Annotated in this window: 14 protein-coding genes and 1 tRNA gene; 9 read left to right on the top strand and 6 right to left on the bottom strand. The window is 67.6% G+C overall.

The window, feature by feature from the left end; genetic code table 11:
• Positions 1-66: 66 nt before the first annotated feature.
• The 3 genes from AC5DRG_RS22795 to AC5DRG_RS22785 form a co-directional block, all read right to left on the bottom strand.
• The gene (locus AC5DRG_RS22795; RefSeq protein ID WP_491812446.1) at positions 67-1923 is read right to left on the bottom strand and encodes an endo alpha-1,4 polygalactosaminidase; all 1857 of its coding nucleotides are present in this window, start codon (positions 1921-1923) and stop codon (positions 67-69) included.
• A 432-nt stretch (positions 1924-2355) separates the two neighbouring features.
• Positions 2356-2682, bottom strand: a complete 327-nt coding sequence (locus AC5DRG_RS22790; protein WP_491812445.1) for a carboxymuconolactone decarboxylase family protein — start codon at positions 2680-2682, stop codon at positions 2356-2358.
• 205 nt (positions 2683-2887) lie between these two features.
• Positions 2888-3562, bottom strand: coding sequence for a hypothetical protein (locus AC5DRG_RS22785; RefSeq protein WP_491812444.1), 675 nt, complete (start codon positions 3560-3562; stop codon positions 2888-2890).
• Between the two features lie 175 nt (positions 3563-3737).
• On the opposite strand from AC5DRG_RS22785, the gene AC5DRG_RS22780 reads away from it, so the two are divergent.
• Complete coding sequence (locus AC5DRG_RS22780; protein ID WP_491812443.1) at positions 3738-4214, top strand: hypothetical protein; 477 nt, start codon at positions 3738-3740, stop codon at positions 4212-4214.
• 358 nt (positions 4215-4572) lie between these two features.
• Entirely contained in the window at positions 4573-6870 is a 2298-nt protein-coding gene (locus tag AC5DRG_RS22775; protein WP_491812442.1) for a transglycosylase domain-containing protein, read from the top strand.
• A gap of 194 nt (positions 6871-7064) precedes the next feature.
• On the opposite strand, the gene AC5DRG_RS22770 is transcribed toward AC5DRG_RS22775, so the two are convergent.
• Both AC5DRG_RS22770 and AC5DRG_RS22765 read right to left on the bottom strand, forming a co-directional pair.
• Complete coding sequence (locus AC5DRG_RS22770) at positions 7065-7604, bottom strand: GNAT family N-acetyltransferase (RefSeq protein ID WP_491812441.1); 540 nt, start codon at positions 7602-7604, stop codon at positions 7065-7067.
• Entirely contained in the window at positions 7601-8884 is a 1284-nt protein-coding gene (locus AC5DRG_RS22765) for an NsdA family TPR-like regulatory protein (RefSeq protein WP_491812440.1), read from the bottom strand. Before AC5DRG_RS22765 ends, AC5DRG_RS22770 begins: the two co-directional genes overlap by 4 nt.
• A gap of 239 nt (positions 8885-9123) precedes the next feature.
• On the opposite strand from AC5DRG_RS22765, the gene AC5DRG_RS22760 reads away from it, so the two are divergent.
• From AC5DRG_RS22760 to AC5DRG_RS22735, 6 genes are all read left to right on the top strand, one after another.
• Positions 9124-9570: an ATP-binding protein gene (locus tag AC5DRG_RS22760; RefSeq protein WP_491812439.1), complete on the top strand. Its 447-nt coding sequence runs from the start codon at positions 9124-9126 to the stop codon at positions 9568-9570.
• Positions 9571-9764: 194 nt separating this feature from the next.
• Positions 9765-10781 (top strand): radical SAM protein, encoded by a 1017-nt coding sequence (locus AC5DRG_RS22755; RefSeq protein WP_491812438.1) that lies wholly within the window; start codon positions 9765-9767, stop codon positions 10779-10781.
• Entirely contained in the window at positions 10778-11443 is a 666-nt protein-coding gene (locus AC5DRG_RS22750) for a dTMP kinase (protein ID WP_491812437.1), read from the top strand. The genes AC5DRG_RS22755 and AC5DRG_RS22750 overlap by 4 nt, the downstream gene beginning before the upstream one ends.
• The gene (locus tag AC5DRG_RS22745) at positions 11406-11903 is read left to right on the top strand and encodes a hypothetical protein (RefSeq protein WP_491812436.1); all 498 of its coding nucleotides are present in this window, start codon (positions 11406-11408) and stop codon (positions 11901-11903) included. Before AC5DRG_RS22750 ends, AC5DRG_RS22745 begins: the two co-directional genes overlap by 38 nt.
• Entirely contained in the window at positions 11900-12694 is a 795-nt protein-coding gene (locus tag AC5DRG_RS22740; RefSeq protein ID WP_491812435.1) for an STM4013/SEN3800 family hydrolase, read from the top strand. The genes AC5DRG_RS22745 and AC5DRG_RS22740 overlap by 4 nt, the downstream gene beginning before the upstream one ends.
• A 19-nt stretch (positions 12695-12713) precedes the next feature.
• Positions 12714-13157, top strand: coding sequence for an NUDIX hydrolase (locus AC5DRG_RS22735; protein ID WP_491812434.1), 444 nt, complete (start codon positions 12714-12716; stop codon positions 13155-13157).
• 324 nt (positions 13158-13481) lie between these two features.
• Here AC5DRG_RS22735 and AC5DRG_RS22730 read toward each other — a convergent pair.
• Positions 13482-13557 (bottom strand) — tRNA-Arg (locus tag AC5DRG_RS22730).
• A gap of 479 nt (positions 13558-14036) precedes the next feature.
• On the opposite strand from AC5DRG_RS22730, the gene AC5DRG_RS22725 reads away from it, so the two are divergent.
• A complete protein-coding gene (locus tag AC5DRG_RS22725; RefSeq protein WP_389361270.1) occupies positions 14037-14483 on the top strand; it encodes a hypothetical protein in 447 nt (148 codons plus the stop codon).
• Positions 14484-14499 lie beyond the last annotated feature (16 nt).

Genomic DNA, 14499 nt, shown 5'->3' with positions numbered 1-14499 from the left:
GTTCCGCGGCGCACGTCTCGTCGCGCTCGGACAGGAGCGCAGCCGAGCCTGAAATCCGTGTCGGCGTCAGCAGGTTTCGCGGAGGTAGCCGCTCGTGCCCTCGGGCACGACGTACTGGTCGCGGCGGACAACGCTCAGTGTGCTGCTCCAGCCGGAGCACGCGTTCGACAGGCCCTTCGCCGTGTATTCGACAACGAGCACGTTGTCGTCGAACGCTTCGGCGAACTTGCCGCACTCGTTCCACTCGCCGCACTCCTCCGCCACGGCGAAGTCCAGGCCTACGGACGCGCGCTCGGACACGAGCTCCAGGGTGTTCTTCTGGGCGACGGCCAGGCCCTTCGCGTGGGCGTGCACCGCCAGCAGCTTCATGAACGCCTTGGCCTGATCGGCCGTGAGGTAGTCCGGGAAGCGGGTGAACGTGTCGTAGTTGTCGGGCTCGATGGCGTTGTACCCCTTGGTTGCGCACTCGTCGATCCAGGTGTTCACCTTGGAAGCGATGCGCTGCCGCTTGGCGTCCGTGCGGATGTCCAGGACCGCCTCGTCCCAGTCCTCGTCGTGGACGACATCCCCGTTGGCATCGCGCAGCAACAGGTCGGAGTCCCAGTCCTTCTCCGCGTTCTCCTGCGCCTGGAAGGCGTTGAAATTGCAGATGTTGTATGCACCCGGCGCGGGCGGGTCTTCGTGGCTGCGACTGACCACCTGCACATCGGTCGGCAGGGCGTACGCACCGCCGATCTGGTAGTCCCACCGCACATGCTTCGGCGGTGGCGTCACTGTTGCGGCGGATGCGGATGCGGATGCGGATGCGGATGCGGATGCGGATGCAGATGTGGGCGCGGGCGCGGAGGCCGGCGCGGTCGGCGGCTGGGAACTTTTATTCTGATGTGACCCGTTTTTTACTGCCGTTTTCACTGCCGTGATGCTCAGCCCGGTGACGACCAGGGTTGCGGCGAGACTGATGAGGATGCGCCGTCCTCGACGTCCGTGACCGGCCCGGGTCCTGTCCGTTCCCTCCTCACCCCCGGTGGTGGCCGGGCCTTGTGCAACAGGGTGTGTATCGGAAACCTGGTGGCCGGGTTCCGTCGAGTCGGCCACTCCCGGCGCGACCGGGGCGGTGGAATCCGGGAGCGTCAGGAGCATGCGGTGCAGCTCGGCAAGTTCGGGACGGGCGGCCGGATCCTTGGCCAGACAGAGTTCGGCGATGCTCCGGAGCGGTTCGGTGACTCCGTCCAGGACCGGAGCCTCGTACATCACCTGATAGCCCGTCAGATACGGGCTGCTCCCGTCGAACGGGCGGGTACCGGTGGCCGCGTACACCAGCAACGACCCCAGCGAGAACACGTCCGAAGCGGCGGTGACGTCCCGTGGCGCGGCGAACTGCTCCGGCGACATGAAGGGCGGCGTGCCGATCAACCGCCCGGTCACGGTCAAGGCTTCGTTGTCGACGGCGTGCGAGACGCCGAAGTCGATGACGCGGGGTCCGTCCTCGGCCATCAGAACGTTGCTCGGCTTCAGATCGCGGTGCACCACACCAGCCTGGTGGATGTCCCGCAGCGCCTCGACAAGGCCCAGCGCGAGCGTGCGCAACTCACGTCCGCTCAGCGGGCCGTCCTTGGCCACGACGTCCGACAGGGTGCGGCCCGGCACATACTGCGTAGCCATCCACGGCTGTACGGCGTCCGGATCGGCGTCCACCACCGGGGCCGTGAACGCCCCGCTCACCCGGCGGACCGCCACTATCTCCTGCCTGAAGCGCGTCCGGAACTCCTCGTCCTGCGCGTACGGCGCGTGCACAACCTTGACCGCGACCTGCCGTCCCGAGGCCGAGCGGCCCAGATAGACGACGCCCATGCCGCCACTGCCGAGCCGGTCGATCAGCGTATAGCCGCCTATGGACTCCGCATCGCCGGGTCTCAGCGGCATCACCCGTCACCTTTTCCATGTGTCGTGCTCTCGAAAGGATGTTCAGGGTGATCAGACTAGTCCGAGATTTTCTCAGTGGGACAGCCCTCACGACTCGCTCTGATCTTCTCTTTACCAGAGGCAGCTCTCGAGAACCTCGCTCCCGTACCTGTCCTCCCAGTGGGACGAGCGGGGCGACAGGCCACACACCGGCTTTCAGGTAGGCCGGGTTGTGCAGGCGAAGGCCATGAGCGTGGGCGCAAGGCGATATTCCGCGATCGCCGACGGGCCCAGGGGCCCGTGACCACGCCGAGCGTGCCCCCGTGGTGTGCGTGGCCCGACGGCGGCGAGCGGCGCGCGCCCGGCACAGGGCACGTCGGGCAGAAGGCAAGCTCGGTGGCCTTCTGCCCGACGTCGTCCGCGCTGATCATCGATGCCGGGTGGCGTCTGCTCTCAGCCCTGAGACTCGATCTCGGCATCGGTGACGGCTATGGCGATGCCGAGTGCCGTGGCGATGTTGCCCGCTGCCGTCATGACCCGGGCCGTGCCCACGATGGGCGCGATGGCGACCAGGACGTCCTGCAACTGGTCGGCGGTCAGGCCGGTCTTGAGGGCGGGGTCGATATGTGCCACGTAGGAGATCGGCGGGGCATCCGAGGCGGCGAGCGCCGCGATACGCGTGAGGATGAGCACGTCCGGGGCCAGCCCGCATCGCTCGATCGAGTCGACCGTCATGGCGGCGAGAGTGTCCAGGACAGGGGTTTCCGATGCAGTGGACATGTCGCATGCCCTCCTGGTGAGTTTCGAGCCCGAGAGATAAGAGGCGAAGGAACCGCGTTCCTCGAGCGTGGGATTCCTCTCAACCCTAGAACGCTTCCGGGCCTCGCGCATGGGGGGCGCACGGTTTGGCGCGCTGACCAGCTCACGGCACTCGCAGCCGCGCCGACGAGGGCGCCGTCCATCAGTGAGGACGGCGCCCGTTCAGTCAGGACTTGGAAAGCGTTACCTCTGACTCCTGCTGTCCGGTGTCGACAGTCACCGGGTAGTCCCGGTCATCTGCGCGGGCCCTGCTGCGCATCGTTGCGGTGCCAGGCTGGAACGAGGTGCCGGCTTCCAGGCTGGTGAGGCTGACAGACCATGGGACGGGTGCGCCCGGGGTGCAGGCGACGGCTGTCTCATAGGACGCGCCCGGCGTCGCCTTCCTTTGGATCTGGAAGACCTGGCCGACGATCGAGATGCTCGCAGGCTTGTTGCACGTCACCGTGCCACCGACGGTGATCCGACCGTCTGGGACGTCTAGCGTGCCAGTGGGGTCGATGTTCATCCCCATGGCGAGTTCAACCGGAGGGTCGGGCATGACCGCATGAACCTCACCGTGCAGAGGCACCGTGGATCCGTTGCAGTACTGCTCGAAGGTGGCGTCAAGTTCGCGGATGTAGCCGTAGGGGCCGAAAGCAATGTGCTCGATGGTGAAGGAGCCGGAGTTGCTGATACACCCCTTCTCGGTCCCGTTGTCGATCCCGCTGAACACGAGTTCCGGATCCTCGGGCTGGGCATAGGGCCATTGCTTCGCCCCGGTGTACGTGGTGCCCTCAGTCAGCTTCTGACCGTCGGGGGCGCCGACAATGAGACGCCAGAGCGTACCCTCGTCCGAATCCACCGCGACGGTAAGGCCGTTCTCGTCCCGGCTGCCCTGGACGTCGAACAGTTGGACCGCTCCAGCCGTGTACTCATACGACTGACCGCCTGAAATGGGCTCGCCCGGTTCGCCGCTGAAGCTCAGCGATCCCGACGCCGCGCTGTAGGCCTACGCGGTACCGACCAGCGGTGCCGCCGTGAGCGCAACTGTCATTGCCGCGACAACGCCCACTGTCCGGGCCAGTATGCGGCTGGGCATGGTACTTCTCGTCAAGGTTCCCCCAGTGAGTATTCCGAGCTTGGCCGGTCGAACACGCGACACGTGGTTCATGAGGGTCAAGTCGGAAGACATGGCCTTTGAGGAGGCGATCAAGCCTCCACTGCAGAAGCGTTGGAGCCTTGGCAAACGTCACAGCGGCCTCAGAAGTCCCGTCTGCCATACGCCCCGTGCGCCGTCCTGCCGCGGCTTGGGAAGTTCGCGGTTCGTCGATCCGGTCCGCGCCGGTCGGACGGGGCTGGAGGTCGTCGAGGTCGGACGCGTCGCGGGCGTGATGGCGGCCAAGTTCTTCGGGTTCGGGGTGGCGCCGGAACACCTCCTTCCGGACCTCGGCACGGACCAGCCGGATTGCTCACTTCTTATCCGGCTCGTTCCGTTTTGCCGGGCTGAGGTGTAACACTTTCGGCCGAGTTGGCTCTCTTACCTTGGTTGACCGATTCGGTCGGCCAGGACAGGGGGCACGACTCGTGCACTGGACCGGCGAAAGCGGCGGCAGCGCGTGGAGCGGTACGGCAGCTTGCAGGACCCGGTGAGCGCCGAGGCCCCCGGGACGACCTCACCCCGCAGGAGCCCGTTCCGCAGTCGGTGCCGTACGACCGGCTTGCGTGACCGGTGCCGTACGACCGGCTTCCGCCGTCGGTGCCGTACGACGGTTGTCCGCACCCCGTACCCCACGACGGCTTCCGGCCGCCCGCACCCCACGAAACAACGCAGTGGTACTGAGCAGTGGTACTGAAAGGACAGTGATCCGAGCCATGAGCGGACACCGGCGCCGACCGCCGCAGCGCAACATCGCCGGCAACCGTGCTGCGGGTGGCCGCGCCACGCGCCGCCGGGCCGTACGGCACCAGGCACCCGAACCGGGCGTGCCACGCCGCGGCCGGAGAGCGGCGCCGCAGAAGAAACGTTGGATCGACTATCCGCACCGGGGCAGGACGGGCCTGCGTCGCTGGCTGCCGTCGGTGCGTCAACTGCTGGCGCTCTTCCTGCTCTGCTTCGGCGGCACAGCGGCGGCCATCGGTTATGCGTACGCCACGGTCACCATCCCCGACCCCAATCCATCGACGCTGCTGCAGAACAACGTCTACTACTGGTCCGACGGCACCGTGCTGGCCACCGACGGCAGCGTCAACCGGCAGAACGTCACCCTCTCGCAGGTGCCCACGGACGTGCAGTGGGACTTCATCGCCGCGGAGAACGCGTCCTTCTACACCGACCCCGGCATCGACCCGCAAGGCATCCTCCGTGCCGTCGTCCACATGGCCGAGGGCGGCTCCGTCCAGTCCGGATCGACGATCACCCAGCAGTTCGTCAAGAACACCTACCTCGATCATTCGCAGACGATGTCCCGCAAGTTCAAGGAACTGCTGATCTCGTCCAAGATCGGCGCCGTCATGACCAAGCAGCAGATCCTCCAGGGATATCTCAACACCTGCTTCTTCGGACGGCAGGCCAACGGCATCCAGGCCGCCGCCCGCATGTACTACAACCTCCCGGTGGAGAAGCTCAACGTGAGCCAGGGAGCCTTTCTCGCCGCAGCGGTCAATGAGCCGAGCCTCTTCCAGTACGCGGACTCCGATCCAAAGGCCAAGGCGCAGGCGGAAGCACGCTGGTCCTGGGTGCTGGACCGGATGGTGACGACCGGCAAGCTGACGGCCGGGCAGCGGGCCCGGTACGCGGCCGCCGGCTTCCCGACGCCCAGGAAGTGGACCCCAGGGGCGGGGTACCCGGGCCAGGTCGGCTACCTGGTCCAACTGGCCAGGTCGTACGTCCAGGCGCACGACCCCACCATCACCGACGGCAGCCTGAGCCGAGGCGGTTACCAGATCCACACCACCTTCGACAGGAAGAAGACGGCGGAACTGGCCCGGGCCGTCGCACGGGTACGCGAGCAACGCCTCGACCCCACCCACCGGTCGGCCGACCGGGACGTCCAGGTCGGAGCCGCCTCGGTGGATCCCGCGACCGGCAGGATCCTGGCCGTCTACGGCGGTTCCGGCTACAACCAGGCCCACTATTCGAACAATGCCGACACCTCCGGTGTCCCGGTGGGATCGACCTTCAAACCGATCGTCCTCGCCGCCGCGCTCCAGCACGGAGCCGTACTGCAACCCGGCAAGTCCCCCGAACCGATCACCCCGGCCGGCAAGTTCAACGGTGACGACGGCATCAAGATCAAGGACCAGCAGGGCAATTACGTCACCGACGACAAGGACCCCACCGGTCTCCTCCACCAGCAGAACGACACCGACTACCCCTGGGGCTACATCACTCTGCGCAAGGCGATGGAGCAGTCGGTCAACACGCCGTACGTGCAACTGGGGGAGTACGTCGGTTACGGGAAGGTGGCGAAGACAGCGCAAACCCTCGGCCTGCGCTCGGGCAGCCTCGCCGACCCCAGCGCCGGCTTCTACATCGGCACCTCGACGCCGAGTGCCATTCGGATGGCGGGTGTCTACGCGACCTTCGCAGCCAGCGGGATGCAGAGAACCCCCTATTCGGTGACCAAGGTGACTCACAACGGTTCGACGCTGACCGGCTTCACCGCCCCCACCCCCGCGCGGGCCCTGCCAACGGCGGTCGCCGACAACGTGACCGACGTGCTCCGGGGCGTCATCACCCGGGGAACCGGCACGAAGGCACAGGCTCTCGGCAGGCCGGCGGCAGGCAAGACCGGAACCACCGACGACTTCCGGTCGGCCTGGTTCATCGGCTACACCCCGCAACTCGCCACCTCTGTCGTCCTGTTCAAAGAGGACCCGAAAAACCCGCAGCTGCAGTCCCTGGTAGGTGTCGGCGGCCTGCAGAAGGTGTTCGGTGGCGACATCCCCACCGAGATCTGGACCCAGTACATGCGCGACGCCCTCGCCGGCCTGCCCGACGTCCCCTTCCCCGCGCCCGCCCCCCTCGGCCACGGAACCGACGAACCCGGCGCTCCCTCGCCCTCCGCGACCCCCGAGAAGCGGGACGGCAGCACCGGCAAGAAGAAAACCACCACCACCCCGCAGACCCCGAAAGCCAGCCCCGCGTGCCACGGTCGCAAGTGCCGCTGATCGCATCGGGATCGGGCGCCGCGGGCAGCATCAGCCGATCGCCCGACGCACCTGACGGACCTGTACCGCCCCGGGTGGGCCACCCACTGGACGCGGCACATCGACCGGCTGGTGAGCGCGTCCTTGTGGCCCCTGTCGGTGGACGGGTTGGTGCTGCTGGCGACGGTCGGCTTGCTGAAGCCTTCGCCGCTCGATTAGCGGCTGACGAGGATCATCACGGTGAGGACCGGCGAGGCCGGTGACGGCTGGCTCTGTCCTATGTCCTCGTAGCCCCACGACTTGTAGAGCCCGTGGACCTTTCCGTCACCGGCGGCCGGGTTGACCATGAGCGTGACGTAGGGCTCGTCGCGGGTGGCGAGGAGGGCGTCGTGGATGCGGCGGGCGGTGCCGGTCTTCCGCCAGGCCGGCCGGACGCCGATCTCCTTCAGGGCCACGGCCGGACGCTCGGTGTACTTCTCCGCCGGCGGCGGGCTGGTGCGCTGCCAGTACCGGTCGCCGTGCTCGATGGTGTTGCCGTAGGCGTAGCCGACCGGATGCCCGTCCGCGTATGCGAGGACGGCTGTGAACCCTGGCTCGGTGCCGTGCCGGTCCAGGCGTTCGCCGAACGCGGTGACGGCGTAGTTCGGCAGGTGGAGGAGCGGGGCGCGTACTTCGGCGTACACGTCGAGGAGGTCGCCGCGGGCCGTGTCGAGGGTGGTGAAGGTGCGCAGTTCGATGGCGGGCGCCGTGGTCATGCGGCCATTCTCCAGGCGGCGGTGTGCTCGGTCCAGGTCTGCACGGTGGAGCTGCCCGGTGCGGTGGCGCGCAGTGCGGCCCCGAACTCCTGCAGCATGCGCGTTACCCGGGCGTGCTGGGTGGCGGCGTCGGCAGGGACTTTCATGGCTGTGGCCGTGGCGGCCTCAGGGGCGCCCTGGGCGAGTTGGGCGTGTGCGAGTCGGGTCGTGGTGATGGCCCGGGACCGGATCATGTGAGGCCGGAGGGCGGACAGGCTGCGGTGGGCGTGGAACTCGGCGGTCGAGTAGTCCCCGAGCGCCAAGTACGCCGACAGCGCCAAGTGGTCCAGCTCGGCCTGGTCGTAGAAGGCGAGCATCCACACCGGCCGGTAGTCGGCGGGGTCGGCGCGCAGCATGGCGTCCTGGGCCTGCTCGAACGCGCGGCGGGTGCCAGCGCGGTCCTGTGCCGCGCCGTGGATGGCGCCCTGTCGGGCCAGACCGAGGGATGCGAACAGGGGGTCGCGGCGGGTGAGGTGCAGGTTGCGGGCGACGTCGTTGGCGGCGAACGCGTCGGCGGGACGGCCCATGTGCCGGTACATGGTGCCCGCGTGACTCCAGATGCGGAACTTGATCGCCTGGTCGCCGGACATCTCGGCAAGGGCCTGGGCCTCGCGCATGTGCGCCTTCGCGTCTTCGTAGCGGCGTCCGTCGATGGCGGCCCACATCGCCGAGGAGCGGAACGCCGCTGCGGAGGCGTAGAGGTTGCTGCGTACGCGTTGGGTGGCGCTGCCGGCGTTCTGGAGGTTCAGCGCCTCGTTGGCGAGCTCGGCAGCCTGCTGCTCGATGCCGAGTTGGCCGCCGTGGCGGTGGTCGCTGGCGATGATCTCGGCGAAGCGCTTGTTCAGACGGTTGACGTCGCTCATGCCGATACGGCGCGGCGATGCGGTGCCGGGGGCGGCTGCCGCAGCGGCAGCCGCCGCGATCCCTCCGACGAGAGTACGGCGCTTCATGTCGGGGTCCTCCTGCTGCGGTCGGGCCGGGGTGGACGAAGGCCGACCCCGTGGCACGAACCCTAAAGCGATCGCGGGCAGGCCGCTGACGTCCTCAAGTGCCTTGCGGGTAGCCGATTTGGGCCACGTGACCCGGCCTGCCTTCCAGTCCCGGACCGATGAGCCGTCGAGGCCGCCATGCCTTCCGGTCAACTGCTCTAAAGCCCTGTTCACAGCGTCAGCGAGGCTGTTGGAGCTGTAGCTGTGCTCGGCCATCCACGCCACGAGAACGGTGTTTCGCGTGGTGTCCATGTCCGCACGGTAGCTCTCACGCCCCCATGCCCACCAGGTAAAGGAGAGGTCAAATCGCCCTAGGTCCTCCCGTTGCAAGGGTGGCTGATCGTCCTAATCACCTTGCTCGGAAAGGGAGTTGTCTTGTTGTCGGTCGCCCGCCACGCCCCACCGTGCGGGCGGCTGTTGACGGCCCGGCCCGCTCCTGAAGTCCCCCGAGGGGGCGGGCCGGGCGCCGAGACAACCCGAAAGCTCCCCCAATGACGAGGCTCACTACGCAAGTTCATGTCGCATCCGTCGGCCACCCCGCCTATGGCCAGACCTTCCCCTGCGAGCCGTCCACGGCAGAGATCGGCCGCCAGCTCCTCCGGGACGTCCTCGGCATATGGCGCCTCGACAACCTCGTCGACCACGCCGCGCTGATCGTCACAGAGCTGATCGCGAACGCCGCCAGGCACGCCCCGTGCCAGGAGATCCGTCTGATGGTCGAGCGGCCGAGCGCGACACGGCTGCGTGTCGGTGTGTTGGACCGGGAGCCGTCGCGCTTGCCGGCTCTCAGCCAGGCCGATGACTATGACGAGACGGGTCGCGGACTGCTCCTCATCGACGCAGTCGCCGATTGCTGGGGCTACGACCTGCACAGCTCGGGCAGGCGCCCGTGGGGCAAGGAAGTCTGGGCCGAACTCCGCATCAAGGACGGAGCGTGAGGCCCCCGGTCACGCTGCACCCGCCCGCTGGCTGAGGTGCGCCACCGCGACTCGCCCCCACCGTCCGGTGCGCGAAGCGCGCTACCCGATAGACCGCCCTGGGCGGGGACGTCCGCCTTACTCCTTGCCGGCCTCCGCCCGGGACTGACCAACACACCAGAACCCGACGTATGCCCCCACGAAAGGAGCAGGTCTTGACCGTTCCGCTCCCGAAAACCGACGTGGACTGGACCGCGCTGCGGAACTTCGCCGCACTGCGCGGACAGCTCAGGGTCTCGCTGACCCCCATCTGCAACCTGAAGTGCTGGTTCTGCCACAACGAGGGCGACGTGCCGCCGCCGTTCACCCACCTGCACCGGGACGCCAAGCCCCGCGCCCGAGAACTGACCGCCGACGACTACGTGAACGTACTGCGCGAGCTGATCGACGCCGGTCTGAAGCGGGTCTACTTCACCGGCGGCGAGCCGCTGGCGTCGAAGCTGGCGCGACCGGTCCTTACTCAGCTCCCCGTCCACGGCCCGGACGTGTCCTACACGCTGATCACGAACGGCCTTCTGGTGCGCACGCATCAGGACTGGCTCGCCACGACCGGCCTGGACAAGGTGAAGGTCTCCCTGCACTACTTCTCCGACGAGTCCTTCCGGGCCATCGCCCAGGCCCGCCCCAGCATCGCGACCGTCCTGGACGGCATCGAGGCCGCCCGCGAGATGTTCGAGAGGGTGGAGCTGAACACGCTCATCCAGCGCGAGAACGAGCACGAGCTGCGCGACATCCTCGCGTTCGGCCTTGAGCGCAGGCTGCCAGTGCAGTTCATCGAACTCGTCGACACCGACTTCAACGCCGAACGGAAGTCTTCGGCCATTGGGTCCCGGGACCTCATCGACCACCTGCGCACCCTGACCAGCGACGAGGAGACAGAGGTCTCCGGCACCGGCCAGGGGCGGCGGATCTTCCGTATCGACGGCATCGAGATCGACGTCATCCAACGCGAACTGGGCCGCCACCACGTCGGCCAGTGCGGCACCTGCCCGGTAAAGGCCAAGTGCGTGGAGGGCTTCTGGGCCTTGCGCATGGACCACGCCGGCGGCATCCAGCCCTGCCTGCTGCGGGAGGACTTACGCATGGACATCCGAACCCTGCTGGCTGATCCACAGCAGATCCCCGCGGCCGTGGCCCGGCACGTTTCCGCCTTCACAGAGGGCACCCTGTGACCTCCTTGCGCGCCCCGTACACGCCCGGGGATGAAGGACGGCAGGGGCCTTTCGTCGTCCTGGAAGGCGTTTCGGGGGTCGGGAAGTCGACGCTCGCCCGTCTGCTGGCCAAGAGGCTCGGCACCACGGCGATCCACACACTCACCGATCCGCACACCGGCTGGTCCGGCGTGATCAACCGGGAGCTTCGGCCGCTTCCGCAGTTCGCCTTCTACCTCTCCGGCCTCCTGCACGTCACCGACTCCATACGACAGCACCTCGGCACGGGACCGGTGGTCGCGGACCGGTACGCCTCATCGGTCATGGCCTGCCACGCCGCCGTCAACCGTGTCGGCCTGGACCAGGTACGCGAGCTGATCGCCCCGTTCCTGCCCTACCTCGTGATACCCGACGCCACGTTCTACCTGATCAGCTCCGACAACTCACTGAAGGAGCGGATGGGCACCAAGACGGACGTGAAGCAGGACGACACCGACCTGTTCGACGTCCCCGGCCGCCTTGCCCGGCTCACAGAGAACTTCCAAGCCGTCGCCGACGAGGACCCCACGGCAGTGATGCTCCCCACCGACGGCCGCAGCGCCGACGACCTGGCCGACACCATCGCCAAACACCTGGAGGACTGGCGTGCTCAACCCGATCGACAGCGACGCCGTCATCCGTGACGGCCGTATCGCCGGCGAGTTCCCGGGCGAGATCCACGAGGGCGTGGCCTGGTGGGTCGCCGCCTGCTTCGTCGTGATCAGCCAGGCCCGGCAGATGGCCGTGGCCCACGACGAGCACCCCACCACGGCCGAGTTCCACCGGCGGTTCTGCCGGGGCGCCATTAACGCCGAGCATTGGGGCTGCCAGGTCTCCAGCCTCGGCACGGCCAGCGAAGCCGAGCTCCTGCACGCCATGAAGGAACTCGGGGGCGTCCCCGGAGCCCTGCTGACCACGACCGACAACGGCGGGCGGCAGACCGTCACGATCCGCCTCTACGACCTGGACGGCCGGCCGGTCACCGAGGACACCGGTCTGGCCGAGCTGCGAAGGATGATCGCCTCCGACCGGGTTCCCATCCCGGTCAACGATCAGGCCAAGGGCCACATCACCGAACGCCCCGACCTGGTGGAGGCGCTGTGATCGACGCGGCCGAGGTCATCCGAAGCCAGACCGGCATCCTGTTCGTCACCCTGGACTCCCTGCGCCACGACGTCGCCCGCGCGGCCTTGCACGCCGGTCAGACCCCGCGCCTGGCGAAGATCCTGCCGGGCGGGGTGTGGGAGGAACGCCGCACCCCCGGCACCTTCACCCTCCCCGCCCACATCGCGTTCTTCTCCGGTTTCCTTCCCAAGCTGTCGCAGCCCGTACAGCCACCGCGGCTGTGGGAGTGCCGTCCGCCCGCGTTCAAGACCGTCGATGCGGGCACGTTCGTCTTCGACGCGCCGAACCTCCTCACCGGGCTCGCCCAGCACGGCTACCGCACCGTGTGCATCGGCGGTGTCACCTACTTCTCGCGGGAGACGCCACTCGGGTCGGTGCTACCCGACATGTTCCACGAGGACCACTGGCGGCCCGAGTTCTGCTCCCCGGAGCCCGACTCCACCCGCCACCAGGTCGACCACGCCCTGACCGTCGCCGAACAGCACGCCACCCGGCCGCTGTTCCTGTTCGTCAACGTCTCCGCCACCCATGTCCCTCACGGCCACTATGTGGGGGGCAGCGTCGACTCCTGGCATTCTCAGGCCGCCGCGCTCGCGTACGCGGACGAACACCTCGGCCGCCTGGTCGAGGGACTCACCAGCAAGAACAGATGGCTGATCATCATGTGCGCCGACCACGGCGACGCCTTCGGCGAGGACGGCTACCACGGCCGCGGCATCGCTCACCCCACCGTGCTCAACGTGCCGTTCGCCGCCTGGCTGTCAGCGTAGGCGGCTACGCTCCCGGGCCATGAACGACACATCCCAGCGGGGGGCAATGCGCGACGCCTCCGTCATCGTGGCCCGGGAAGCGAACGGCATGGTCGCCGTCCTGACCGCCGAATTCCCCCAGCACGGCGGCGAGTACGTGTTCCTGCCCGGGGGACGCCGGGAGCCCGGCGAGACACCGGAAGAGTGCGCGCGGCGCGAACTGCGCGAGGAAGCCGGCGTCAGCGCCCAGACCTGGCGGCCCCTCGGCTCGTACGCCATCACCCTGAACTCCACCGCCCGCATCCACCTCTTCCTGGCCGAAGATCTCACCTGCGGCCCGCAGCAACTCACGTCCAGCGAAGTGGACTTCAAGCTCATGTGGTGGCCGATGCCTGAAGCCATCCAGGCCGCCACCGAGGGACGCTTCCTGCTCCAGGGAGGCCCGCTGGCGCTGCTGCTGGCGCAGCAGGTCACTGTGGCCTGATCGCGGCTTCGCCTCCGCGCGAGCACCTGGGACGCCGGGAGACCGCCGTCCGCCACGCTCGCTGACCTCGCCAACAATGGCGCCCTAACCCGTGGCCTGCGCGTCTTCATCGCCCATCACGTGATCTTCCACGCCAACCGCGCCGGTCTCGTCCGGGACGACCAGAGTGCCCTGTCCAACATCGCACGGGCTGATCATTTCGGGGGTTCCAGGCGATGCGATCAACCCCTCGTCCGCTCACGCAAACGGCCCCGGACAAGGAGTCCGAGGCCGAATAGAGCGCCTCCCTGGGAGGGAGAAACTCCAGGTCAGCGACGTAGAACATGGTGCCCTCGGCAGGATTCGAACCTGCGACACCGGCTTTAGGAGAGCCGTGCTCTATCCCCTGAGCTACGAAGGCGGGGGCTTGTGGGAAACCTTGTCGGAAAATCCAGGACTCAGATCCTCGACCAGAACACAAACCCACTGGTCAGTGGTGGTGTCACGTTCTCTGCGTTGGTGCTTGGGCTGACAACATGGCGAACCGGCTACTGACCAAGAACAGGGTAGCGGATGTGGGCGGGCGCGGGTTGCTGGGATGGGGTCTGAAGGGCCAGCTGGTGGGGGTTGATGCTTCTGACCTGCCGGTTCTGTCGTTGATGCAGGGCGGCCAGCGAATGCTGAAGAGAGCAGACGGGAGAGTGGTTGGACCGTTCTGTTCCCTGTGTCTGCTTGTGGGTGCGCTTGCCACTTCCTCAGGGCGACCTGGCCTGCCACACGTGGGACGGCCCGGGTTCCGGGATGACTGGCCGAGAACGCGTGTGTTCCGGTACGCGGTACCGCTGGGCCGGTAGGCAGGCGCCATGGCGGTGCTGCGCTGCTTCTCGCTACGGTCGAGGGATGGCATTAAATGATGAGTTCGCGGCAGACCTGCGGCAAAGCGAGGCGCCGACCGGGGTGATCGTCAGCGCGCTGCGCTGGGAAATTCTGAATGACTGGGTTCGCTATCTGCACGATGATGCGTTCCCGGACAAGACGGTCGAGAAGTCGTACCTGTGGGGATTCGTCAAACGGGATTTCGGTGGCGACGCCCTGCGGTGTCTCTGGGGCAAGTACGAGACGAGTTACGCGATGTTCGCCGAGGCGGTGTGGCTGCTGCACCGTGAGTTCAGTGAGGGCGCCGGCGCGGAGCACCACGCTCTCTTCGCCGGCCTGCCGCCGATCCCGGCGGAAGTCCTGTTCCAGAAGATCGCGAGTGCGTCAGCGGTGGCTTTCCGGAGACTCACCGAAGACGAGATGGGCAGGATTCTGCGCAAGGCGCCGCAAGATTATGTGGCGATGGGATAGTGCGCTTCACGACGTC

The organism is Streptomyces sp. JLBG701, assembly GCF_058544905.1.
This window is presented reverse-complemented; position numbering and strand designations above follow the sequence as displayed.

Excerpts from the sequence above, each read along its gene's own strand:
- AC5DRG_RS22795 (WP_491812446.1), bottom strand. The coding sequence starts at position 1,923 with ATGCCGCTGAGACCCGGCGATGCGGAGTCCATAGGCGGCTATACGCTG.
- AC5DRG_RS22790 (WP_491812445.1), bottom strand. The coding sequence starts at position 2,682 with ATGTCCACTGCATCGGAAACCCCTGTCCTGGACACTCTCGCCGCCATG.
- AC5DRG_RS22775 (WP_491812442.1), top strand. The coding sequence starts at position 4,573 with ATGAGCGGACACCGGCGCCGACCGCCGCAGCGCAACATCGCCGGCAAC.
- AC5DRG_RS22770 (WP_491812441.1), bottom strand. The coding sequence starts at position 7,604 with ATGACCACGGCGCCCGCCATCGAACTGCGCACCTTCACCACCCTCGAC.
- AC5DRG_RS22765 (WP_491812440.1), bottom strand. The coding sequence starts at position 8,884 with ATGGACACCACGCGAAACACCGTTCTCGTGGCGTGGATGGCCGAGCAC.
- AC5DRG_RS22760 (WP_491812439.1), top strand. The coding sequence starts at position 9,124 with ATGACGAGGCTCACTACGCAAGTTCATGTCGCATCCGTCGGCCACCCC.
- AC5DRG_RS22735 (WP_491812434.1), top strand. The coding sequence starts at position 12,714 with ATGAACGACACATCCCAGCGGGGGGCAATGCGCGACGCCTCCGTCATC.
- AC5DRG_RS22725 (WP_389361270.1), top strand. The coding sequence starts at position 14,037 with ATGGCATTAAATGATGAGTTCGCGGCAGACCTGCGGCAAAGCGAGGCG.